A 21,786-nucleotide genomic window follows, 5' to 3' on the forward strand; every position below is an offset into this window, starting at 1 on the left:
CGTTTCCTCTTCTAAAACTATATTTTCTTAATTGGTAAACCAGCTGCCTCCTATAAATTCACGCAAAATCGAATTAGGAGGAACACCGTCAGGTTTTACGGGCTTAAAATGAGCCAAAAATTTCAAAAGCCTTCTCGCTTCATGATATTCAGGATGTTCAAACGTTATTTTCTTAAGTAAAGGTTCGGCAAAAGGCCTCAAAACCGACAGTTCATATACCAGGGAAGTATTAAACATAATATCTGCATTTTCCTGAAAAGGAAAAATATTTTTTTCTTCCCCGCGCCGGACAGAAGGCCAGATTTTTATAGTATCACGTGCATTATACCCTCTGGTCCGGCTGTCCCGGACTATTCGCCTTATAAGCCTCGCATCCGTAGTTGCTATACGATTGGTGTTGTCCAAATTAAGCTGGGTTAAAGCGCTCACATAAACCTTAAACTTTTGTTCAGCCGGAATACTAAAAGTAAGTTTATCGTTCAAGGCATGAATACCTTCAATTATTATAACTTCTTCAGCAGGAAGTCTTACCATTCTTCCCTTAGGCTCTGCTCTGCCTTTTACAAAATTAAATATAGGCACTTCCACCTCTTCACCTTTTATAAGGCGGGTAAGATGTTCATTAAACAAATCTAATTTCAAGGCTTCCAAGGCCTCAAAATCATATTCCCCTTTTTCATCTCTGGGAGTAAGTTCACGGTCTACAAAATAGTCGTCTAAAGAAATAGTAATCGGCCTTTTCCCGCTGGCTCTAAGCTGAATATAGAGCCTCTGCGCAAATGTAGTTTTGCCTGATGAAGAAGGACCTGATATAAGCACCAGTCGGATTTTATCATTGCGGCATATCTCTTCAGCAATTAAAGCTACCTTTTTCTCATGCAAAGCCTCATTAATTCGTATAATTTCATCTATCTTTCCTTCTTCAACAAGTCGATTCAACGCAGCTGCATGGGGAGTTTCCAGCATCTCTGCCCATCTTTTCGACTCCCTGAAAATTGAAGCCAGCTTTTTCTGCTCCACATAAGGCTTAATCCTTAAAGGAGAATCCATCTCTGGTGTCTGCATGATAATTCCGCCATCATAAGGAATAAGTTTAAAATATTTAAGCATTCCAGTTCGCGGCAGCATATAACCGTAAAAATATTCATAAAATCCATCCAATTCATATATGCATATATCATCTTCATCTACAAATCTCAGCATTTCTGCTTTATCCGACTGATTTTGAGTTTTGAAAATTTCTATAGCATCAAAACGGTTCATCATAAAGCGATTTATTGGCAAATCATCTTCAACAAGCTGAGACATCCTTTCCTCAACCATCTTAACTTCTTCCGGCTTAACATTACCCTCTACAAACTCGCACAGAAGCCCATTAGAAAGAGAATGCCGGACTATCATGTTCTTTTCCGGAAATAAATCATGACATGCCTTAAGCAAAATAAAAATTGCCGTCCGCCGATAAACTCTGAGTCCATATTCACTAGTAAGATCTAAAAGCTGAACTTCAGCATCCTCAGTAAAAATATAATCCAGTCCAACCGCTTGATTATCAACAATAGCTGCAGTCACCGGATAATGAAGTTTATCTTTTATCCCGGCAACAAACTGATTTAAAGTAATTCCAGCTGGAACTTCATACTCTCCCTTATCCTTTACCACGAGTTTTAACATAGCCCCAGTTTCTGACTTATCCAAAGCCTTTTCCCCCTCTCCTCCTTCCAGGAATATTATTTATTATAACACAACAAAAGGCAGGGCTCCTTCATTAAAAAGCCCTGCCTTAAAAGGTTTCCTGTTTCTATCTGAGCACAGCTCCCAGCTTCTTTTCCAGATTAGATAAAATCAGATTTACCTTTTCATTTACTTCATTTTCCGTCAAAGTCCTTTCATTAGACTGGAATTTCAATCGGAAAGCCATGCTCTTATAGCCTTCTTTTACCTGTTCTCCGGTATAAAGGTCAAAAACAACTACTTCTTTAAGAATGGTGTCATCACTTTCCTTTATCACCTGCACTGCCTGTCCTGCAGTTATATCAGACTTCAAAAGAACTGCAATATCGCGTTCTACCGCCGGATACTTAGTTATGCTTTCCATCATCATCTTTCTTCCGCTCAAAGCAAAAAGCTTATCCAAGTCAAATTCAAAAGCACACACTCTATCCCGCAAGTCAAAATTTGCTCCTACTTCCGGATGAATTTCCCCGATAATCCCGATCTCTTCTCCAGAACAGTAAACGGCAGCAGTTCTTCCCGGGTGAAAAGACGGATGAGCTGTCCGCCTGAACTCATAATCATTTATCCCCAGTCGCCTGAGCATATCTTCTACAATACCTTTGAGAAAAAAGAAATCCATAGCCAGCTTATGTTTAAGCCAGTTTATCTCACTGCTACCTGATACGGCTGCTCCCAATTTCAGTTTTTCTTCAGGCAGTCCGGATTCTGTAGGATAAAATACCGCCCCTATTTCAAAAAAGGCCAAATTGCTGTTCTTGCGCGCAAAATTACGGCTTAAATTTTCTAAAAGCCCGGGTAAAAGAAGGGTGCGCATGACACTTTGCTCTTCAGACAAAGGATTGGCAACCTTTACTGTCCTCCGATAAATACTATCCTCAGACAGCATAAGCCGGTCAAAATAAGCCGGGCTTATAAAGCTATAATTTACCACTTCATAAAGGCTTTCAGCCATAATTGTGCGGACATTTTCCCGGAAGGCCTGATAAGGATTGAGCCCTCCTAAAGTGGTATTTCCTGACGGCAGACCAGCCGGAATTTTATCATAACCATAGAGACGGGCAATTTCTTCAATCAAATCCACTTCAACCGAAATATCAGGGCGATAGGTGGGAACTTCCACTATAAAACCTGCCTCAACATCTTCAATTTTAAAACCTAATCTGGAAATATATTCTTTAACCTCATCTGGCGTAAGTTCAGTCCCTAAAAGGTAATTTACCCTATCAGTTCTAAGCTTTATCTTTTTATTCTCAACCGGTGAGGGATAAACATCTACTATTCCTCCTACAACCTCTCCTCCCGCCAATTCCTGGATAAGATATGCTGCCCGGTTTATGGCATAAATCACCCCGTTGGGGTCGGCACCTTTTTCAAAACGAACGGATGAATCACTTCGCAAAGCAAGCTTGCGGGAAGTTTTCCTTATATTAGCTCCTGCAAAATTGGCAGATTCAAGCATTACCATTGTGGTATTTTCATTAATCTCAGTGTTTTGTCCTCCCATTATTCCGGCCAATGCTACACCCTGCTCGCCGTCACATATGAGGAGCATATTTTCATCTAATTCTCTTTCTACCTCATCTAAAGTAACTATCTTTTCGCCATTTCTGGCTCTGCGCACATTAATTTCCTTGCTTTCAAGGAGGTCATAGTCAAAAGCGTGCAAAGGCTGGTTAGTTTCTAAAAGCACATAATTGGTAATATCTACAACATTATTTATCGGTCTTATACCTGATTTAATCAGTATTTCCTGCATCCATTCAGGAGATGGTTTTATCTTTACATTTTTAATTACCCTGGCTGCATAGCGCGGACACAGTTCAGGTTCAAGGATATTAACCTTTATGTAATCCTTTATATCTTCCTCATTTTCTTTAATAAAAACCTCAGGAATTTTCAGTTCGTTTCCGGTTAAAGCTGCCACTTCCCGGGCCAAATTTATCATACCCAGGCAATCCCCGCGGTTAGGGGTAAGATCCAACTCTAAAATCCAATCATCTTCCTTTTTCTCTATTCCTTCCACCGCAATCCCCGCCATAGTAAGCTTATAAGCCAACTCTTCAGCAGACATCTCAAAATCCACATAATATTTAAGCCATTTCACTGATACTCCCATCGCTTTAACCTCCTAAAATTGGGTTAAAAACCGCTTATCATTTTCGAAAAATAATCTTAAGTCATTAATCCCATATTTCAGCATGGCAATCCTTTCTACCCCCATGCCAAAGGCAAAACCGCTAACCTTTTCCGGATCATAGCCTCCATATTCTAAAACACGCGGATTAACCATCCCCGCTCCTAAAATTTCCAGCCATCCGGTATAAGAACATACCCGACACCCTTCTCCCTTACACATCACACAGGAAATATCCATCTCTGCACTGGGTTCGGTAAACGGGAAAAAGCTGGGACGATAGCGAACTTTTACATCTTCTCCAAATACCTTCTGGGCAAAAAGCATCAAAGTCCCTTTCAGATGAGCAAAAGTTATCCTTTCATCTATAACCAACCCTTCAATCTGATGAAACATAGGAGAATGAGTAGCATCATCATCCCGCCGATAAACACGACCTGGAACAATAATCTTCACCGGAATCTGCGGCGCCATTTTTTCCATGGTTCTCACCTGAACCGGTGAAGTATGGGTTCTCAAGAGGATTTCTTCAGTTATATAAAAAGAATCCTGCATATCACGGGCTGGATGTTCTTTCGGAATATTCAAGGCTTCAAAATTGTAGTAGTCTGATTCAATCTCTGGCCCCTCAGCAACAGCAAACCCCATACTCGTAAAAATATCCCTTATCTCATCTATAACCTGAGTCAAAGGATGTTTGCGCCCTTTGATCAGCGGAAGCCCGGGAAGGGTAACATCAATTGTTTCTGCCATCAGTCTTAAATCAAGCTCCAACTTTTTAAGTTCACGAGCCTTTTCTTCAATCATTCTTTCTAAAGATGCTTTAACTTCATTGGCAAACTTTCCTACTTCCACCCTCTGTTCAGGAGGAATATCCTTAAGTCTCTTCAAAATAAGAGTAATATCCCCTTTTCGCCCTAATGCCTTGACCTTAAGCTCATTAAGATCCTCTAAAGTTTTAACTTCGTTAAGCCTTGATTCCACCGAAGTTTTAATGTTTTTAAGTTCCTCTAACATTCTTCCCTTTCCTCCTCACTACAAGAAAGTGCACCCTTCTAAAAAAATAAAAACATATACGATAATCCCAAAGCAAATTATAAAAACAAAAAAACTTTCTTCCCACTCAGGGACGAAAGTTTTCCGCGGTACCACCCTAATTAGCCCACCTTTTAAATAAAAAAGGAGGGCTCACTCTTCGTCGATAACGGCGACTTCCGTTCAGACCTACTCTTATTTCAGCCTGCTGCTCCCAGGCGAATTCACCTGCTTTCCCCCTAGCCGTACTTCCAGTCGCGGTACAGCCTCCCTGTAAGGTTTCCGGCAGGCTACTCTTCCTGTTCATAGCCTTTAACACTATTGCATCATCAACATTTTATATAAAAGGTAATAAATAATACAACCTGATTTTTCAAAAAGCATCCACAAATTGTCTACCTGCTCACCCATTTTAGCCCCTGCCCTTCTATATAAAGGGGGACAAAATCCCCAAAACAATTATAACATAGCGTAATAACCTCTACAAGCCTTCTCTTGCCAAAGAGGCCCTGCTAAGAATTATAGCACAAGCAATCGCTGCATTCAATGAATCGACCCTAGGATTTATGGGAATCGTAAATAAAACATCACACAAACCCCTTATTTCTGGACTTATCCCATGGGCTTCGCTTCCGATAACAATAATTTTCTTGCCAGTATAATCAACATTTTCATAGGAAAGACTGCTGTTAATCGAAGCACCGGCAAGAACATAGCCATTTTCTTTAAAAGCCTTTATTTCACCTAAATCCGTATCGGTAAATATCGGAACATTTAATATCCCGCCCATGCTGGATCTTACTACCTTTGGGCTAAAAGGGTCAGCTGAACCTGAAGTAAGCAAAATACCTCCGACATTAAAAGCAAAAGCGGTGCGGATAATCGTCCCTAAATTACCAGGATCAGCAATTTTATCCCCTAATACTATCAAGCTTTCACTTTTTAAAAGTTTATGAAAATCCCAGGAAGGAATCCTGGCTATTCCGGCTACTCCCTGCGGAGTTTCTGTCCCACATATATGTTTCATCAGCCTGTCATCTACTACATACCAGCTGACCGAATTATACTGTTCAGCCAAGCTTTCATATTCTTCTCTTACATTTTCTGATACAAAAATACTCTTCAAAGCATTTTCAGAGGATTCAAGTGCTTCTCTTACCATCTTTTTCCCTTCGAGTATAAATAATCCCTCTTTAAGCCTGAACTTGCGGTGTTTAAGGCTAGAGGCCAGTTTAACCTGAGGATTTTCTTTTGAGGTAATCTTTTTCATGTCATCACACCTTTATAAAATAAAAACCCTTTAATATATTTCAATATATAGTAAAAGTATGGCTAAAAGCCATACTTTTAAACATCGAAGCTCATTTATTTTACACTCTGTTTAGAAATCTCTGCTAATTTCTTGAATCCCTGTGGATCATTTACAGCCAAATCAGCTAAAACCTTGCGGTCTATATCTATACCTGCTACTTTAAGCCCGTGTATCATGCGGCTGTAAGTAGTGCCATTTTCTCTGGCAGCTGCATTTATACGAGCAATCCAAAGCTTGCGGAATTCTCTTTTTTTAAGCTTGCGATGAGCATAAGCATAATTGCCGGATTTCCACACCTGCTGCTTGGCTACCTTATAGAGCTTGGATTTGCTGCCCCAGTAGCCTTTAGCCATTTTCAAAACTTTTTTATGTCTTTTATGTCTGATTACACCCCTTTTTACTCTGGGCATAAGTTACACCTCCTGTATTTTATTTATAAGGCAAAAGTTTGGAAATTCTCTTTGTTTCAACCTTACTTACCAGTGCAGGTTGACGCAGCCTTCTCTTTCTCTTGGGAGTTTTGTGGCCTAATAAATGGCTGCCATAAGCTCTTTCTCTTTTTATCTTCCCACTAGCACTCTTTTTAAATCTTTTAGCTGCACCCCGGTGGGTTTTCATCTTAGGCATTATGCTTCCTCCTTCTTGTTTGCATTCTTTTCATTTTCAGGTTTCGGCATTAAAACCATCACCATATTTTTACCCTCAATTTTAGGCTTTTTTTCTATATTTGAAACATCAGACAACACTTCTGCAAACCGCAGGCACAACTTTTCACCTAATTCGGGATGGGTAATCTGCCTGCCCCTGAACATTATAGTGACCTTGACCTTGTCCCCCGAATTCAGGAACTTGCGTGCATTTTTCGCTTTAACCATAAGGTCGTGCTCTTCAATATTAGGACGCATTTTAATTTCTTTAACTTCAATTATCTTTTGTTTCTTCCGTGCTTCTTTCTCCCTCTTGCTCTGTTCAAATTTAAACTTTCCATAATCCATCAGACGGCAAACCGGCGGCTTCGCCAGAGGGGCTATCTCTACCAGATCAAGCCCTTTTTCCAGAGAAACATCCAGAGCCTCTTTAAGAGAAACAATGCCGAGCTGTTCTCCCGTCTCACTTATAAGCCTTACTTCCTTAGCCCGTATTTCTTCATTAACTCTCCAATCCTTGCTGATAAGAAGTTCACCTCCTGAAAAAATAAAAGCGAGTTCGCACGAACTCGCTTCCATCCCTCTTTGTGCATAAGAATCCATATAAATACAGTCTAGCCCATAAAGAGATCTCAATAACCTTACGAACCGAAGCTGTAAGGTGAGGAGAAGCGATGCTCCTGCTTAGTACCTAGACTAGTATATCATATATAAAATCTGGCTACAAGCCCTTTTTACCCTTTAACATTGAAATTTTTAAGTTTCATGTTCAGACAATAGCCTTATCAGCTATTTCTTTCAAAAGCAATTCTTTAAATTCAGCAACCGGCTTAATTCCTTGATCGCCCAATTTTCTGTGTCGGACAGCCACTGAACTTGTTTCAACTTCATTGTCTCCCACTACCAAAAGGTATGGTATCTTCTGGAGCTGTCCTTCTCTTATCTTATAGCCCACCTTTTCGCTGCGCAGGTCAGCCTCAATCCTTATTCCTGCCTCTTTAAGCTCCTCTACCACTTTATTCGCATATTCATGGTGTCTTTCAGCTACCGGTATCACCTTAGCCTGCACCGGAGCCAGCCAGGCAGGAAATGCCCCGGCAAAGTGCTCGGTAAGAATGCCAATAAACCTTTCTATGCTGCCGTAGACTACCCGGTGAATCATAACCGGACGATGTTTTTCACCATCTTCACCTATATAGGTAAGGTCAAATTTCTCCGGCATCTGAAAATCAAGCTGAATCGTTCCACACTGCCAAGTTCTATCCAACGAATCTTTAAGGTGGAAATCTATCTTGGGCCCATAAAAAGCACCATCACCTTCATTGACCTTATAGGGAAGACCTTTTTCCTCTAAAGCCTTAATCAAAGCATTAGTTGCCATTTCCCATATTTCATCTGACCCCATCGCCTTTTCCGGCTTGGTTGAAAGCTCTACATGATAAGAGAAACCAAACAAACTGTAAAAGCGGTCAACTAAATCGATAACCCCTTTTATCTCATCAATTATCTGTTCTGGAAGCATGAAAATATGAGCATCATCCTGGGTAAAAGCCCTTACCCTCATAAGTCCGTGCAGAACCCCGGAAAGTTCGTGCCGGTGCACCAGTCCCATCTCACAGGTTCTCAGAGGAAGTTCTTTATAGCTGTGTAGATTTTGTTTGTATACCAGCATTCCGCCCGGACAATTCATAGGTTTTATCGCATAATCCTCATCATCTATTTTGGTAAAATACATATTTTCTTTATAATGTTCCCAGTGTCCGGATCTTTCCCAGAGTTCCCGGTTGAGTATTATAGGGGTGCGGATTTCTTGATATCCTGCCTTAATATGTTCTTCCCGCCAGAATTTTTCAAGCTCATTCCGCAAAATCATGCCTTTAGGCAGGAAAAACGGGAAGCCAGGTCCTTCATCCAAAAGTACAAAAAGTCCCAGTTCCTTGCCTAATTTACGGTGGTCCCTTTTCTTGGCTTCTTCCAATTTAGTCAGATAATCATCCAGCATAGACTTTTTGGGAAAAGAAGTAGCATAAATCCTCTGCAGCATCGGATTCTTTTCGCTGCCGCGCCAGTAAGCCCCTGCCACGCTCATCAGCTTGAAAGCTTTAACCCTTCCGGTTGAAGGCAGGTGAGGACCAGCACAAAGGTCAACAAACTCACCCTGTTGATAAATGCTTATAACTGCATCTTCAGGCAGGTCATTTATTAATTCAACTTTATACCTTTCCCCTCTTTCTTCAAAAAATCTCAACGCCTCTTCCCGGGAAAGTTCTTTTCTGACAATCGGATAATCGGCGTCGATAATCTTCTGCATTTCCTTTTCAATCAATTCCAGATCATCCGGATTAAACTTGTGACTTCCGTCAAAATCATAGTAAAAGCCTTTTTCAATCGCCGGACCTATAGCCAAAATGGTGTCCGGCCAAAGCCTTTTTACCGCCTGAGCCATTATATGCGCGGAAGTATGGCGGTAAACTTCCCGACCTCTTTCATCATCAAAGTTAATAAACTCTACAGTTCCATCTTCAAAAATCTGACGGTTTAAATCCGTAAGGGCACCGTTAAAAACTGCAGCTACTGCGTTTTTTGCCAGTTTGGGGCTTATCGCTTCTGCAATCTGCAAAAGAGTTATACCTTCCGGATATTCCCTTATACTGCCATCTTTAAGTTCGATTTTCACCATTATATGTATACCTCCCGATACAATTAAGCCTTGTCCTCTTTAAATTCCTATAGGAAATAAAACCAGAATTAAAACTTGAACAAGTCCAATAAATAAACCTAACACCCCGCCTAAAACTTCAATAAACCTCAATTCAGGCGAAGAAACACTTTTTATCATCTCTTCCAACTGGGTCAAATCATAATCATTTATCTTATCTTCTATCATCTGCTTTATCTTTACTTCCTCAGTCAAATAATCCCGGCCTGAATCCATAACCTGCCTTATAAGCCCCGGCACTTCTTTCCTGAGCATGCGCTCTAAATTATCAGTGATAAGCCGGCTTATTTTGCCTGGTAAAATTGAAGGAAGCACTGTATCAATCTTATTTTTCACAATCCCTGTAAGCCTGTCCGTAATCTTATCATGCATTTCCGGATTATCTATTTTATCTAAAAGCTCGTCCATCGAAAAAAGCTGCTGTTCGACTAATTCTCCTACACTTCTGGCTATATCTGCCTGCCTTTTTGGCAAAAGCCCCTGCAGGACAAAAAATCCCAAATTAATTGGCTTTCTAGGCCAAAACATAAGCTTTATCGCAATAACATTGGTAAGATAACCGATAAAAGCACTCACCAGAGGTATAATCACCAGATGGAACATCTCAATCACCTTATTTATTTTTTACTTATCGAATATAACAAATTTTGCAATGTCCCGCAATGCTAAAATTCAAACAACAGTTAAATCAAAATTGTAAATCATTTCCTTTTGTCATCGGCTGGCAATGTTCACATCCGAGACATATATTTATCCGTTCGGCAAAAACCCGCTTTATTATTTCCAGTGCTTCTTTATTTTTACGGCATTTATCGAGATTATGCAAGACAATCTTTAAGGGGGCCAAAGTTATTAAGACACTTACCAGAATATCATCTAAATTTATCTCATCTGAAAAAAGATCATTGTAATAACCTATATTCCATCCTATCCGACCTTTATCTTTATCCCAGAAAATAAATTCGCCATTATCGTTAACCATAATATTTACTTCATAAACTTTAGGGGGCTGAGAATTGACAAAACACCGCAAAAAATTTACAAATTCGTTGAATTCTTTTTCATTTTTAAATTCCTCTAATGCGATTTCCACCGCATAATTTATGTCCTTTAAATAATCCTGCATTCGAAAATTAATAAACCCATCAACAATAATTCTGCTGCTTCTTTTAATATACTCTAAAATACGGGCAGATATTTGATTTTTACGATTAAAGTTGATAAGCATATTTAAACTTTCATTTTCATTAAAATGATATAAAAAATTATAAGCTTTTTCAAAAATCTGCTTTTTTTCTTCTGCTCCGTATCTTCTGCACAGCTTTACAATCTTTTTCCAGATAAGCTTTTCTTCCCATTCCTTAATAATGTGTTCAGCCAGGATTTCTGCCATTTGATGTTGGAAAATATGAATTATATCTTCTTCTTTAAAAATATTATCTCCCTTTTCTCCCTGCAGTCTTAAATACATGAAATCATAAACAGTTCCATTATTTACATCTATTTTTACAGTATAGCCTTTTTGGCGCATCCAGCATAACCTCTGATCAAAATCAGCAGCCAAATTATCTTTATTCATTACTGTAGCCACTTCATACTCATAAATCATAAATAGACCTCCGAAAAAGTTTACTCTATATTATATGATTATATGTTGAGCATGATTTAGTTATTCAATACCTGCTTTATGCTGAACCTCGCATAAAATTATATTTTTTTGTTAAAACCCTGCAGGAAAAAAATTTTTTACCGATAATATATTAGAAATCAGTCGAAAAATTTAACCATCTCATCTGCCACAAAAACAAAATTTACATTATAATTAAAGAGGTTTTCAAAAACATCAAGAGGTGAAGTTATGGATATTGCAGTAATCATAGGTATCTTATTGGGTCTATTTGCACTTATAGGCGGAATGATCGCTAAAGGAGCCAATATCGCAATACTCATCAACCCTGCTGCTATAATCATAATATTTGTCGGAACTACAGCAGCTATATTCAATGCCTTTCCAATGAAAGAAATCAAAAGGATACCTGCCCTTTTCAAAATTATATTTACTGAACCTAAACGGCAGGATCCCGCCGAAGCAGTCAAACTGATTGTTGAGCTCGCCCAGCAGGCCAGAAAAGAAGGGCTTTTATCCTTAGAAGCCCGTTTAACTGAAATTGAAGATCCTTTTATAAGAAAAGGTCTGCAGCTGATTGTTGACGGACAGGATGAACAGTTCTTGCGGGATTATTTAGAAACTGAAATTGCTACTATGAGTGAAAGGCATCAATCTGGAGCCTTAATATTTTCCCAGGCAGGCTCCTATGCACCTACGCTCGGGGTTATGGGAGCAGTTGTAGGTCTCATTGGTGCCTTAGGACACTTAGATGACACACATAAACTCGGGGCTTCTATCTCCGCGGCGTTCGTTGCTACCCTTTTTGGTATATTCAGCGGTTATGTCCTGTGGCATCCCTTTGCCACCAAACTTAAGCGCAAATCGGAAGAAGAAGTAATACTGAAAACTATGCTAGTTGAAGGGCTGGTGTCGCTGCAAAGCGGAAACAACCCAATACAGATAAAAGAAAAAATGATGGTCTTCCTTACCCCTGAAGAAAGAAGCAAACTGGAGGAAGAATAAACGATGGCCAGAATGAAGAAAAAACATGAAGAACATATGGATGAAACCTGGCTCATTCCTTATTCAGACATGCTTACACTTCTTCTCGCGCTCTTCATTGTTCTATTTGCCATGAGCCAGGTAGACCAGCAAAAATTCCAGGAATTCAAGCAAATGCTGCAGTCTTTATTTGCCGGAGGCCCAGGAATAATGACTACCGGGGAGGGCTTAATCGAGGAAGGAAAAAAACCCAATATGGAAAACCCTCCTACCAGCAGCCTTATAGAAACCCAAAAGCTGGAACAATATAAAGAAGCGTTAGACCGCTATTTTAAAGAACAGGGACTTCAAAGTTATATCACTACTGCTGTAACAGCCAAGGGACTGCAGATAACTATACAGGAACTGGCCCTGTTTGATTCAGGTAAAGCAGATATAAGGCCTGAAGCTGAACCTGTGCTAAGGGACTTATCGGTAATACTTGCCGGCCTTGACAACGAAGTTCAGATTTCCGGGCATACTGACAATCTTCCTATTCATACCCCGGAATTCCCTTCCAACTGGGAACTCAGTACTCAGCGGGCCTTAAATGTTATGAAATTTATGCTGCAGAATCCTGACCTTGATCCGGCCCGCTTTTCAGTAGTCGGATATGGCGAATACAGACCGCGGGCAAACAACGCGACAGTCGAAGGAAGAGCCCTGAACCGGCGGGTAGAGCTCCTTATACTGCGCAAATATCCGGTAAGCAGTGAAATGATAAAACAGTCTCTTGAATAAACTGATTCAATGCTTTCCTGTTTAAAAATCAGGGAAGCTTTTTTTATTCACTTACCTATTATCATTTACTTATATCAAATAACTTGTTCGCCACACCTGTTATAATATTTCCTCCTCTTATAATGGTATATAATTAAAAAATATTTATTTGTAAAAATTAACTTCAAATAATACATCTCTTTATATTTATGATAAAATCATTATGAAGCATAATAATACAGGGGGAGGGAATATCTATAATGAACAAAAACCAACCAAGAAACTACCAAAAAGAACTGGATGATTTCATCAAAGAATACCGAACTCTTGCCAATCTGGTTCTGAAAAATACTGAAAAATTCGCGGAGTACGATGCCCTGAGCCAGAAAGTCCAAGGAAAATGGGTGCATATTAAGTGGAAAGATTTTGGGGAGCAGATATGCGCCGTTGCTAAAGGAATCCTGGAACTTAATCTGCTGCGGCCCGGAGAAATGGGAGGAATATTTTCAGCTAACCGTGCGGAATGGCATATTGCCGATATAGGGATTTTAGCGGTCCGCGGTGTATCAGTCCCCATATATGCAACCAACTCGGTGGAAGAAGCCTTATATATTGTTGAGGATGCCGAAATAAAAGTTCTTTTTGTCGGAGATCAAGTGCAGTATGATAAAGCAAAACAGGTAATCAAACAAAGCTCACATCTTAAAAAAATAATAGCCTTTGACCGGGACATCAAAATCAACGGCGATGACAGCATATATTTAGACGAACTTATCACAATCGGCAGATCTTCATCTAAAGATGCTGAACTTAAAAAACTTCTGCAAGAGGCAACCCCCGATGATCTTCTAACTCTCATATACACTTCCGGCACTACTGGTGCACCTAAAGGGGCGATCCATTCTCACCGAACTTTTATGGGCGGCATATATCCTTCTTTAATTCGCTTTCCTCATGTTGGTCCTGGATATGTAACTATGGCAATTCTACCGCTGAGCCATGTTTTCGAACGCATGTGGTCCTACGGAGCAATGACAGTAGGAATGCGCATTGCCTACTGTCCGGATCCCAAACAGTTTGTCGAATATATAAATGAAATAAAACCCCACTTTATGACCAGTGTTCCAAGAATATGGGATAAGGTGTACGGAACTATTCAGGAAGGTTTAAAAACCGCATCTCCTGTAAAAATAAAACTCTTCAAATGGGCAGAAAAAACCGCCCTTGAAGTTTATCACAATAAAATCGCCTGCCAAAAATCTTCGGCAAGCCTTCGCATAAAACATGCACTGGCCAAAAAGCTGGTTATATCTAAAGTGCAGAAAACCCTGGGAACTGAACACTGTGATGTATATCATGTTGGGGGAGCAGCTTTTGCCTCTGATGTTAACGAATTCTTTTTCGCCTTTGGAATAAATACCATACAAGGTTACGGTCTTACTGAATTTTTCCCGGTATGCGTAGGCTTCAACGATCATGGGCTTCCCGGAGCATGCGGACCTATGATTCCCCTTTGCCAAGCACGGATTTCCGATGAAGGAGAAATTCAGCTTAAAGGGCCTATGTGCATGCTGGGATATTACAAAAAACCTGAAGCTACTAAAGAATGTTTTACTGACGATGGATGGTTCAAGACCGGCGATATAGGACAAATAGAACAAATAGAAAAAAACGGAGAAATACTTACTTATATCAAAATCACCGATCGTGTAAAAGATATTATAATTACCGCCGGCGGCAAAAATATATCTCCCCAACAGATTGAAAGCCTGTTTGGCGATGAGCTTTTCATAGAGCAAATTGTTGTAACTGGTGAAGGCAAAAAATTCATCTCTGCACTGATTGTTCCCAACTTTATTGTCTTGGAAGACTACTGCCAAAAGAACAACATCCAATACAATTCACGGGAGGACTTGGTAAACAACCCTGCAATAATAAAAATGTACGAAGAAATTATAGAAAACCGGACTGCTTCGTTAGGACAGGTAGAAAAAATTAAGAAATTCACCCTGCTGACTAAAGAATTAACCCAAGAAGACGGAGAACTTACCCCAACCCTTAAAGTAAAGCGAAAAGTAATTAATAAAAAATATTCTGAAATTATAGACAAAATGTATGAAGAATAAAATTCTACTTTCAAATATTTCGATACAAATATTTTTATCTTTTTGATATAATTAGTTATATAAAATTACTCTGATCAGAGAGGGGGATATAGAAAGGATGGCTATAGTAGAATGGCAAAAAGACGGTACGGTCGCCATCATGACAATGAACAACGGCGAAAACCGTCACAACCCGGAATGGTGTGAGGCAATGCTCTCTACATATGAAGAGATTATTGCCGATAATGAAATCAAAGCTATTGTTCTAACCTCCAGCGACCCTAAAAACTTTTGCCTGGGCGTAGATGTCGAATGGGTATTCAAAAAACAGCAGGAAGGCGACTTTGAAGCTATCAGCAAATGGCTCTACCGCAATAATGAGGTCTTTTATTCCATGCTTATGGCTCCTGTTCCGACCATTGCTGCGATTACAGGACATGCTTTTGGCAATGGAGCGATGCTGGCCGGGGCATGTGACTTCAGATTCATGCGTGCTGATAGAGGCTTTTTCTGCTTTCCGGAAGTTGATCTCGGAATCCAGTTTACACCTTCAATGATTGAATGGATGAAAAGGATTATGCCATATCACCTATTCGTCAAAATGAAATTTTCCGGCGCAAGAATGACTGCTGCTGAGCTGGAAAAACACAATGTTATAATCAAGGCCTGCGAAAACGCTGAAAAAACATTGGAAGAAGCTGTCGCATTCGCCAGAACCTTCAACAAATCCAGAACTACCCTTTTAGAAATGAAAAGAAGAACTTATAAACATATCATTGACAAAATGATTAACGAAGATCCTGAATACATCGACTACAAGCCTGAAGCGGTCCAAGAAGGCAAGTCTCCTGTTTTTATGTTTACACCATTAACATAACATAGGTTATTTTAAATTTAAAATAGAGGAGGTCTTAAAATGAATTTGCTGCTAAATCCAAAAAAATACAGAGACAGAAACTATCCGGATGAACGGTCAAAAGAAATCATGCTGAAAACTATCGAATGGTTTGAAAAAAAAGGACTCGCTGAACAAAAAGAACAATACCACAATCGCGAATTCTGCAATGATTTCAAAGAATTCGTTACCAAAGAAGGCTTTTTTGAAACCTTGTTCCTCCCCAAAGGATACGGCTCAGACCCCAATCAGTATTACAGCACCTACCGTCTTTATGAATTTTCTGAAATATGTGGTTTTTACGGCACCGGCTATTGGTATACCTTCCATGTATCCCATTTAGGATTAATTCCCGTTCTCTTAGGCGATAACGAAGAGGCAAAACACCGGGCAGCCAAAATATTAAAAGAAAATCCGCTCTGCGCATTTGGACTTTCTGAACAGGAGCATGGAGCAGACATCTACTCCACCGAAACCAAACTTTATCCGGCCGGAGACGGAACTTATGTAGCAAGAGGCCGGAAATACTATATAGGAAACGGGAATATAGCTAATGTAATATCCGTATTTGGTAAATTTGCTGATACCGGCGAATATGTATTTTTCCTGGTTGATTCCCAACACCCTAAATTTGAATGTATAAAAAATATAGTCGATTTTAATCAACAGTTCGTGGCTGAATTCGTCCTGAACGACTATCCCATCACCGAAGCCGATATCATTTCCCGCGGCCAGAAGGCATGGGATGATATGCTCAACACCATCAATATCTGCAAATTCAACATCGGTTCTGGTTCAACAGGTGTAGCAACCCATGCTTTTTATGAATCTTTAAACCATGCTTATCATCGTGTAATCTATGGTAAACGGGTTACCGAATTTCCTCATATCAGACGGCTTTTCATGGATTCCTGGCTTCGCCTTATAGCCATGAAACTCTTCGGACTCAGAGCAACCGACTACATGCGCATGGCCAACGAAAATGACAAGAGATATTTGCTTTACAATCCTCTAATGAAAATGAAAGTTTCTACTGAAGCTGAAAGAGTAATTGAACAGCTTTTCGATATTATCGCTGCCAAAGGCTTCGAAAAAGATACCTACTTTGAACAGGCAGCAGTAGAAATAAAAGGATACCCCAAACTGGAAGGTACCCGTCATGTAAACATGGCATTGGTCGCAAAACTCATCCCCAGCTACATGTTCATGCCACAGCCCTTTGAAGAATTCGGCAGAATAACCGATAACAGAAACGATGACTTCCTGTTCAGACAAGGACCTACCAGAGGCTATGCAAAAACCAAATTCCATGATTACAACATCGCTTACAACAAAGTTGCTCACCTGCCCAATGTCAAAGTTTTCAAAGAACAGATAGAAGCATTCAAGGAATACCTGATGGTATCAGGTCAGGGCATAGGCGAACAGATGAAAGACTTCGACTATCTCCTGGCAGTAGGCGAAATCTTTTCCCTTATCCCATATGGACAGCTTATTATCGAAAGCGCTGAAATCGAAGGAATAAAAGATGAAGTTATGAACCAGCTGTTTGATCTTCTGGTAAGAGACTTCTCCGCATATGCCGTAAACCTCTACAGCAAACCTGCCAATACCGATGCACAGCTGGCAGTAATACCCAAGATGATCAAGCGTCCTGTTCCCAATAAAGAAGAATTCGAAAAAGTCTTAAACGAAGAAGTATACAGCCTGGTTGATGAATACGTTCAAAATCCGTAATAATTAACAAAAAAAAGGGCACCTGTAAAGGTGTCCTTTTTTTTGACCCCAAAATAAATTTAGAGTTAAAGATTTAAACAAAGATATTTGGAGCAAAAGGTGATGTAAAATCAGAAAAAACATCCTTATTGGCTCTGAAAATATAATCTGGAAAGTTAAATTATATCCCAGCTAACCGGAGTTCCTTTCTTCACATCCCTATTCACTCTTCGCCCCAGAACAGTTTCATAATATTTCGGCTCTAAGCCATAACCTGGCCTTATTATCCTCAGGTTTTCCTCTGTCAAAACCTCTCCTTCCTTCATATCCTTCGCTATATATAAAGAACGCCTGAATTTAAGTGATTTTTTTTCATTATCGGTTGTTCCATAGTTTACTTTTCCTAAGGCCTGCCAGGCACGCTTGGTCTCCTCAACCAGCATCCTCATCTCATGCGGTTCCATGGAAAAAGCAGCATCTACTCCGCCTTCCGCCCGGGATAATGTAAAATGTTTCTCTACAAAGGTGGCTCCTAAAGCAACACTGGCTACAGCCGCTCCTATTCCCAAGGTATGATCAGACAGTCCCACTTCACAATTAAATAACTCTTTCATATGTGGAATAGTTAAAAGGTTGGTGTCTTCAGGACTTGCTGGATATGTGCTCGTACATTTCAAAAGTATTATATCTTTACACCCATTTTCTCTAGCTGTCCTTACTGTTTCATCAATTTCCGCCACTGTCGCCATTCCGGTGGAAATTATCATAGGCTTTCCGGTTGACGCAACTTTCTTAATAAGCGGCAGATCTGTATTCTCAAAAGAGGCAATTTTATAACACGGAACATCTAATGCTTCTAAAAAATCAACCGCGGTTTCATCAAAAGGAGTGCTAAAAACGATAAGACCTAACTCCCTGCATTTTTCAAATATCGGTTTATGCCATTCCCATGGAGTATACGCCTCTTTATATAAATCATAAAGAGTTCTTCCACTCCACAAACTTTCCCTGTCGTTTATATAAAAATCAGGCCCATCAACATCTAAAGTCATCGTTTCAGGGGTATATGTTTGCAGCTTTATCGCATTAACTCCTGCTTTAGCAGCTGCTTCAACTATCGCCAATGCCCTATCTAAAGACTGGTTATGATTTCCTGACATTTCTGCCACAATGAAAGGGGAATATTCTCTTCCTATTTTTTGGTTTCCAATTTTAACAGCGCTATTATATTTCACAATTATCACCCTTAATGACTATTTCAATGCTTTACCTATTAATTTAGTAACAGGGGTATCCCAACCCTCTGTTAACAAATATTCGTAGGGTTTTTTATCTATAAGCCGGTGATAAGTCCCTTCTTTTGGCTGAGGAAATGCTTTAACCCTACCACTTCTTATATAAGGCCAAACTTCAAAGAAAAGATTTTCTATCTCCTTTATCAAGCGATCGTAACTTGTACGTAGAGTATCTTGCTGTGTATAACCAACTTCCCGCTGAGCTATTATATCACCAGTATCAAGTCCACTATCCATATAATGAATAGTAACACCCTTGGGGGTATCTTCCAGGAAACTCCACAAGTTAGGATCTGCTCCTCTATTCCATGGTAACAATGAAATATGCAAATTAACTGCTTTCCGATTAAATCTGTTTATGACGTTTTTAGACAATAAATATCGATATCCATAGCTTATAATAAAATCTACGTCCTCAAGATACTCTGATCTCTCATCTATCTTTTTATCGGTATTTATCACTTCATCTCCAAATGATTTAAGATAATGAATAATATTATTTCTTTTGGGCCCCAACATTAAAATGCGCATTTTGCTCCCTCTCGTATTAAAGTTTTTATACTTATCTCTAACTTATTAAATGTAAGGAGATACTCTAAAACTTCCGACTCTAAGTTCATAATATTTTCTTTTTATAGAAAGTAATATATCTGTATTTTCTATAATTTTTGCTATTTCTTCATGAATCCTATATATATCGACTTCTTCACTAATGCCTAAATATATTATAAAACCTGATTTAGATAAATAATCTGTTACAATCTTCTGATTTTCTGCAATATCAATAACAACAGACGGTAACCCCATATAACACCTTTCCCAGGTTGTTGCCCCTCCCGCCCCAATAGCCAAATCTGCCTCTGCCATCAGTTCTGCCATATTGTTTACCTGGCAGTAGTAATTTACATTAGAATGAATAGCACACAGTTTTTTTATTTTTTCTTTGTGGGGATTTGCTTTTCCTACTACCACATCAACGGTTATATCCGGCCGATTAAGCATTAACACAGCTCTTAATGCTTTTTCTGTTTCATTGGTAGGGTCAGAACCACCGAAAAAGATTAATATTCTTCGGACGGTCCCGTCTCTTTTCTTTAATTTTTTCCTGGCTTCTCTGAACTCAGGTCTCAGCAAAGCATAGGAAGGGCCCAATAGTTTTTTACAATGAGCCGGCACCAGCTTATTATAACGGTTTTCCATGTTTTCTACTAAGTTTTGATCTAAGAGAAGATCACAGTCATGCTGCCTGTTAGCCAGGTCATCTATTACCATGATTTTTTTTACATATGGTCTCACTATTTGTTCCCATTTTATGTCTATTGCATAATGGTCAATTATTATCCAGTCGGGCGATTCTTGCTCAAGTATTTTTATGGTTTCTTCTGCATCTTCCCTGAAGTCAGTACCCAACCAGGTGGAATAGTCGTCAATTATAATCTCTTTTTTATTTTTATAGGGCAACTTATATACTTTATATCCTTTTTTTTCAGCTATTTCTGTAAGGTTTTCCGGCAAGTCGCGTGAGATGAATTTAATTTCTGCTCCGTTTTGCTTTAATTCATCAGCCAACGTTAAACAGCGCATAAGATGTCCCGACCCTATTATGAAAGCGGAATCGGTTCTAAATATTATTTTCTTCATCTATTCTATCGCCTTCTGTTTTATATGCTGATTTATATTGAAAATATCCGGATTTTGTTCGATAAGTTCTAAACAGTCTTCCATGGTAAAATCTTTCTTGTAAGGATAAAGCCTTTCCAGGATCGTTTTTACCAGTTTAAAATCTTCCTTTGTATCTACTGTCCAGCGATGTTTGCTTTCATCTTTTTTGTATTTAACAGAAAAGATTTTAAATTTTTCCGGATGGGAATAGATATAAAGGGTTACATGTTCCCTCTCCGGCTTTAAAACTGCTTTTTTATGAGCTTCTTCAAGAGCTGCAAAGGAAAGTATTTCGGTATCCATTCCCCGCGGATAAGTCCTTTCTATGGTATTTGAAATATAGTCATATTTTCCGGAATTTTTTATGTAAGTATCTATTATTAGATCTATAACTACTGGGTCGATTAAAGGGCAATCTGATGTTACTCTTACTACTGCATCGGCTCGATATTCCTTAGCTGCCTCGTAATACCTTGACAGGACATCTTCTTCTGAACCGCGGTAATAAGCTATGTTAAGTTTTCTACACAGGTCAATTATCGGCTGGTCAGCAGGATTAACTGTAGTCGCAATGACTAATTCATCTGCCAGTTTTACCTTTTTTAATCGTTCTATCTGGTATTCAAGCAGTGGTTTTTCCATTACTTCTTTTAAAACTTTGCCCGGCAGGCGGGTGGATGTCATCCTCGCCTGGTTTATTATTACTATTCTCATTTGATTACCTCTCTTACCGCCTTTATGACTCTATTAATTTCTTCATCACTCATTCCCGGGAAGATGGGAAGTGATAATACTCTTTTATACCAGTCTTCCGCTGCCGGATAATCTCCCCAGTTGTATCCGAATCTTTCCCTGTAATATGGAAAGGTGTGAACAGGTATGTAGTGCACCTGGGAATATATGCCTTTCTGTCTTAATTTCTCATAAAGTTCAGATCGGCTGATTTCAGCCTCTTCTTTTATCCTTATCGTGTATAAATGATATGAGCTGTGATATCCTTCTCCGGTAAAAGGAAGCTCTAACGGCAGGTCTTTTAATTCCCGGCTGTATTTTTCGGCTATTTCTTTCCGCCTTTTTACAAACCAGTCCAGCTTATTAAGCTGTGATATGCCCAGGGCTGCCTGTATGTCAGTCATTCGGTAGTTAAAGCCTAAATACT

The 21,786-nt window shown here is 39.4% G+C and carries 21 protein-coding genes and 1 other annotated feature; of the genes, 5 read left to right on the top strand and 16 right to left on the bottom strand.

The window, feature by feature from the left end; genetic code table 11:
- Positions 1–27 precede the first annotated feature (27 nt).
- From H0Z36_RS03440 to H0Z36_RS03490, 11 genes are all read right to left on the bottom strand, one after another.
- Positions 28–1,698 (bottom strand): nucleoside kinase, encoded by a 1,671-nt coding sequence (locus tag H0Z36_RS03440; RefSeq protein ID WP_296863832.1) that lies wholly within the window; start codon positions 1,696–1,698, stop codon positions 28–30.
- A gap of 103 nt (positions 1,699–1,801) precedes the next feature.
- Complete coding sequence (gene pheT, locus H0Z36_RS03445; protein ID WP_296863833.1) at positions 1,802–3,853, bottom strand: phenylalanine--tRNA ligase subunit beta; 2,052 nt, start codon at positions 3,851–3,853, stop codon at positions 1,802–1,804.
- A 12-nt stretch (positions 3,854–3,865) separates the two neighbouring features.
- Positions 3,866–4,888 (bottom strand): phenylalanine--tRNA ligase subunit alpha, encoded by a 1,023-nt coding sequence (gene pheS / locus H0Z36_RS03450; protein ID WP_296863834.1) that lies wholly within the window; start codon positions 4,886–4,888, stop codon positions 3,866–3,868.
- Between the two features lie 105 nt (positions 4,889–4,993).
- Positions 4,994–5,222, bottom strand: a binding site (T-box leader).
- A gap of 165 nt (positions 5,223–5,387) precedes the next feature.
- Positions 5,388–6,176, bottom strand: a complete 789-nt coding sequence (locus H0Z36_RS03455) for an RNA methyltransferase (RefSeq protein WP_296863835.1) — start codon at positions 6,174–6,176, stop codon at positions 5,388–5,390.
- A gap of 95 nt (positions 6,177–6,271) precedes the next feature.
- Entirely contained in the window at positions 6,272–6,628 is a 357-nt protein-coding gene (gene rplT, locus H0Z36_RS03460; RefSeq protein WP_296863836.1) for a 50S ribosomal protein L20, read from the bottom strand.
- 19 nt (positions 6,629–6,647) lie between these two features.
- The gene (gene rpmI / locus H0Z36_RS03465) at positions 6,648–6,845 is read right to left on the bottom strand and encodes a 50S ribosomal protein L35 (RefSeq protein WP_296863837.1); all 198 of its coding nucleotides are present in this window, start codon (positions 6,843–6,845) and stop codon (positions 6,648–6,650) included.
- Positions 6,845–7,444: a translation initiation factor IF-3 gene (infC, locus tag H0Z36_RS03470; protein ID WP_296863873.1), complete on the bottom strand. Its 600-nt coding sequence runs from the start codon at positions 7,442–7,444 to the stop codon at positions 6,845–6,847. Before infC ends, rpmI begins: the two co-directional genes overlap by 1 nt.
- Before the next feature lie 190 nt (positions 7,445–7,634).
- Positions 7,635–9,545: a threonine--tRNA ligase gene (thrS, locus tag H0Z36_RS03475; RefSeq protein ID WP_296863838.1), complete on the bottom strand. Its 1,911-nt coding sequence runs from the start codon at positions 9,543–9,545 to the stop codon at positions 7,635–7,637.
- A 39-nt stretch (positions 9,546–9,584) separates the two neighbouring features.
- On the bottom strand, positions 9,585–10,187 hold the full coding sequence (locus tag H0Z36_RS03480) for a DUF445 family protein (protein WP_296863874.1): 603 nt from the start codon (positions 10,185–10,187) through the stop codon (positions 9,585–9,587).
- Positions 10,188–10,272: 85 nt separating this feature from the next.
- Positions 10,273–11,193 carry a putative sporulation protein YtxC gene (locus tag H0Z36_RS03485; protein ID WP_296863839.1) on the bottom strand — a complete coding sequence of 307 codons (921 nt, stop codon included), beginning with the start codon at positions 11,191–11,193 and terminating at the stop codon, positions 10,273–10,275.
- 158 nt (positions 11,194–11,351) lie between these two features.
- Positions 11,352–11,612, bottom strand: a complete 261-nt coding sequence (locus H0Z36_RS03490; protein ID WP_296863877.1) for a hypothetical protein — start codon at positions 11,610–11,612, stop codon at positions 11,352–11,354.
- Between H0Z36_RS03490 and motA the strand changes: the two genes are divergently transcribed.
- The 5 genes from motA to H0Z36_RS03515 all read left to right on the top strand — a co-directional run bounded on the left by motA (position 11,500) and on the right by H0Z36_RS03515 (position 17,691).
- Positions 11,500–12,216 (top strand): flagellar motor stator protein MotA, encoded by a 717-nt coding sequence (gene motA / locus H0Z36_RS03495; RefSeq protein ID WP_296863875.1) that lies wholly within the window; start codon positions 11,500–11,502, stop codon positions 12,214–12,216. The genes H0Z36_RS03490 and motA overlap by 113 nt on opposite strands.
- A 3-nt stretch (positions 12,217–12,219) precedes the next feature.
- Positions 12,220–12,975: a flagellar motor protein MotB gene (locus H0Z36_RS03500; protein ID WP_296863840.1), complete on the top strand. Its 756-nt coding sequence runs from the start codon at positions 12,220–12,222 to the stop codon at positions 12,973–12,975.
- A gap of 239 nt (positions 12,976–13,214) precedes the next feature.
- Positions 13,215–15,080, top strand: a complete 1,866-nt coding sequence (locus H0Z36_RS03505) for a long-chain fatty acid--CoA ligase (RefSeq protein ID WP_296863841.1) — start codon at positions 13,215–13,217, stop codon at positions 15,078–15,080.
- Between the two features lie 97 nt (positions 15,081–15,177).
- A complete protein-coding gene (locus tag H0Z36_RS03510) occupies positions 15,178–15,936 on the top strand; it encodes an enoyl-CoA hydratase/isomerase family protein (RefSeq protein ID WP_296863842.1) in 759 nt (252 codons plus the stop codon).
- A gap of 39 nt (positions 15,937–15,975) precedes the next feature.
- The gene (locus H0Z36_RS03515) at positions 15,976–17,691 is read left to right on the top strand and encodes an acyl-CoA dehydrogenase family protein (protein WP_296863843.1); all 1,716 of its coding nucleotides are present in this window, start codon (positions 15,976–15,978) and stop codon (positions 17,689–17,691) included.
- A gap of 155 nt (positions 17,692–17,846) precedes the next feature.
- Here H0Z36_RS03515 and pseI read toward each other — a convergent pair whose 3' ends face one another.
- From pseI to H0Z36_RS03540, 5 genes are all read right to left on the bottom strand, one after another.
- Positions 17,847–18,839, bottom strand: a complete 993-nt coding sequence (gene pseI / locus H0Z36_RS03520) for a pseudaminic acid synthase (RefSeq protein WP_296863844.1) — start codon at positions 18,837–18,839, stop codon at positions 17,847–17,849.
- A gap of 84 nt (positions 18,840–18,923) precedes the next feature.
- A complete protein-coding gene (locus tag H0Z36_RS03525) occupies positions 18,924–19,484 on the bottom strand; it encodes a formyltransferase family protein (protein ID WP_296863845.1) in 561 nt (186 codons plus the stop codon).
- A gap of 57 nt (positions 19,485–19,541) precedes the next feature.
- The gene (gene pseG, locus H0Z36_RS03530) at positions 19,542–20,606 is read right to left on the bottom strand and encodes a UDP-2,4-diacetamido-2,4,6-trideoxy-beta-L-altropyranose hydrolase (protein ID WP_296863846.1); all 1,065 of its coding nucleotides are present in this window, start codon (positions 20,604–20,606) and stop codon (positions 19,542–19,544) included.
- Positions 20,607–21,341, bottom strand: a complete 735-nt coding sequence (locus H0Z36_RS03535; RefSeq protein WP_296863847.1) for a glycosyltransferase family protein — start codon at positions 21,339–21,341, stop codon at positions 20,607–20,609. It abuts the gene before it with no gap.
- Positions 21,338–21,786, bottom strand: a 449-nt coding sequence (locus H0Z36_RS03540) for a DegT/DnrJ/EryC1/StrS family aminotransferase (protein ID WP_296863848.1), incomplete at its 5' end; no start/stop codon positions are given. The genes H0Z36_RS03535 and H0Z36_RS03540, both read right to left, overlap by 4 nt.

This window comes from Thermosyntropha sp. (genome assembly GCF_017656155.1).
In the GTDB taxonomy this organism is placed as follows: Bacteria; Bacillota; Syntrophomonadia; order Syntrophomonadales; family Syntrophomonadaceae; genus Thermosyntropha.

What these genes read in the sequence shown, in the direction of transcription:
- H0Z36_RS03535 (WP_296863847.1), bottom strand. Translation starts at nt 21,341, where the DNA reads ATGAGAATAGTAATAATAAACCAGGCGAGGATGACATCCACCCGCCTG.
- infC (WP_296863873.1), bottom strand. Translation starts at nt 7,444, where the DNA reads ATGGAAGCGAGTTCGTGCGAACTCGCTTTTATTTTTTCAGGAGGTGAA.
- H0Z36_RS03515 (WP_296863843.1), top strand. Translation starts at nt 15,976, where the DNA reads ATGAATTTGCTGCTAAATCCAAAAAAATACAGAGACAGAAACTATCCG.
- rpmI (WP_296863837.1), bottom strand. Translation starts at nt 6,845, where the DNA reads ATGCCTAAGATGAAAACCCACCGGGGTGCAGCTAAAAGATTTAAAAAG.
- thrS (WP_296863838.1), bottom strand. Translation starts at nt 9,545, where the DNA reads ATGGTGAAAATCGAACTTAAAGATGGCAGTATAAGGGAATATCCGGAA.
- H0Z36_RS03455 (WP_296863835.1), bottom strand. Translation starts at nt 6,176, where the DNA reads ATGAAAAAGATTACCTCAAAAGAAAATCCTCAGGTTAAACTGGCCTCT.
- H0Z36_RS03525 (WP_296863845.1), bottom strand. Translation starts at nt 19,484, where the DNA reads ATGTTGGGGCCCAAAAGAAATAATATTATTCATTATCTTAAATCATTT.
- H0Z36_RS03510 (WP_296863842.1), top strand. Translation starts at nt 15,178, where the DNA reads ATGGCTATAGTAGAATGGCAAAAAGACGGTACGGTCGCCATCATGACA.
- pheT (WP_296863833.1), bottom strand. Translation starts at nt 3,853, where the DNA reads ATGGGAGTATCAGTGAAATGGCTTAAATATTATGTGGATTTTGAGATG.
- rplT (WP_296863836.1), bottom strand. Translation starts at nt 6,628, where the DNA reads ATGCCCAGAGTAAAAAGGGGTGTAATCAGACATAAAAGACATAAAAAA.
- H0Z36_RS03485 (WP_296863839.1), bottom strand. Translation starts at nt 11,193, where the DNA reads ATGATTTATGAGTATGAAGTGGCTACAGTAATGAATAAAGATAATTTG.
- pseG (WP_296863846.1), bottom strand. Translation starts at nt 20,606, where the DNA reads ATGAAGAAAATAATATTTAGAACCGATTCCGCTTTCATAATAGGGTCG.
- motA (WP_296863875.1), top strand. Translation starts at nt 11,500, where the DNA reads ATGATCGCTAAAGGAGCCAATATCGCAATACTCATCAACCCTGCTGCT.
- H0Z36_RS03500 (WP_296863840.1), top strand. Translation starts at nt 12,220, where the DNA reads ATGGCCAGAATGAAGAAAAAACATGAAGAACATATGGATGAAACCTGG.
- pheS (WP_296863834.1), bottom strand. Translation starts at nt 4,888, where the DNA reads ATGTTAGAGGAACTTAAAAACATTAAAACTTCGGTGGAATCAAGGCTT.
- H0Z36_RS03505 (WP_296863841.1), top strand. Translation starts at nt 13,215, where the DNA reads ATGAACAAAAACCAACCAAGAAACTACCAAAAAGAACTGGATGATTTC.
- H0Z36_RS03480 (WP_296863874.1), bottom strand. Translation starts at nt 10,187, where the DNA reads ATGTTCCATCTGGTGATTATACCTCTGGTGAGTGCTTTTATCGGTTAT.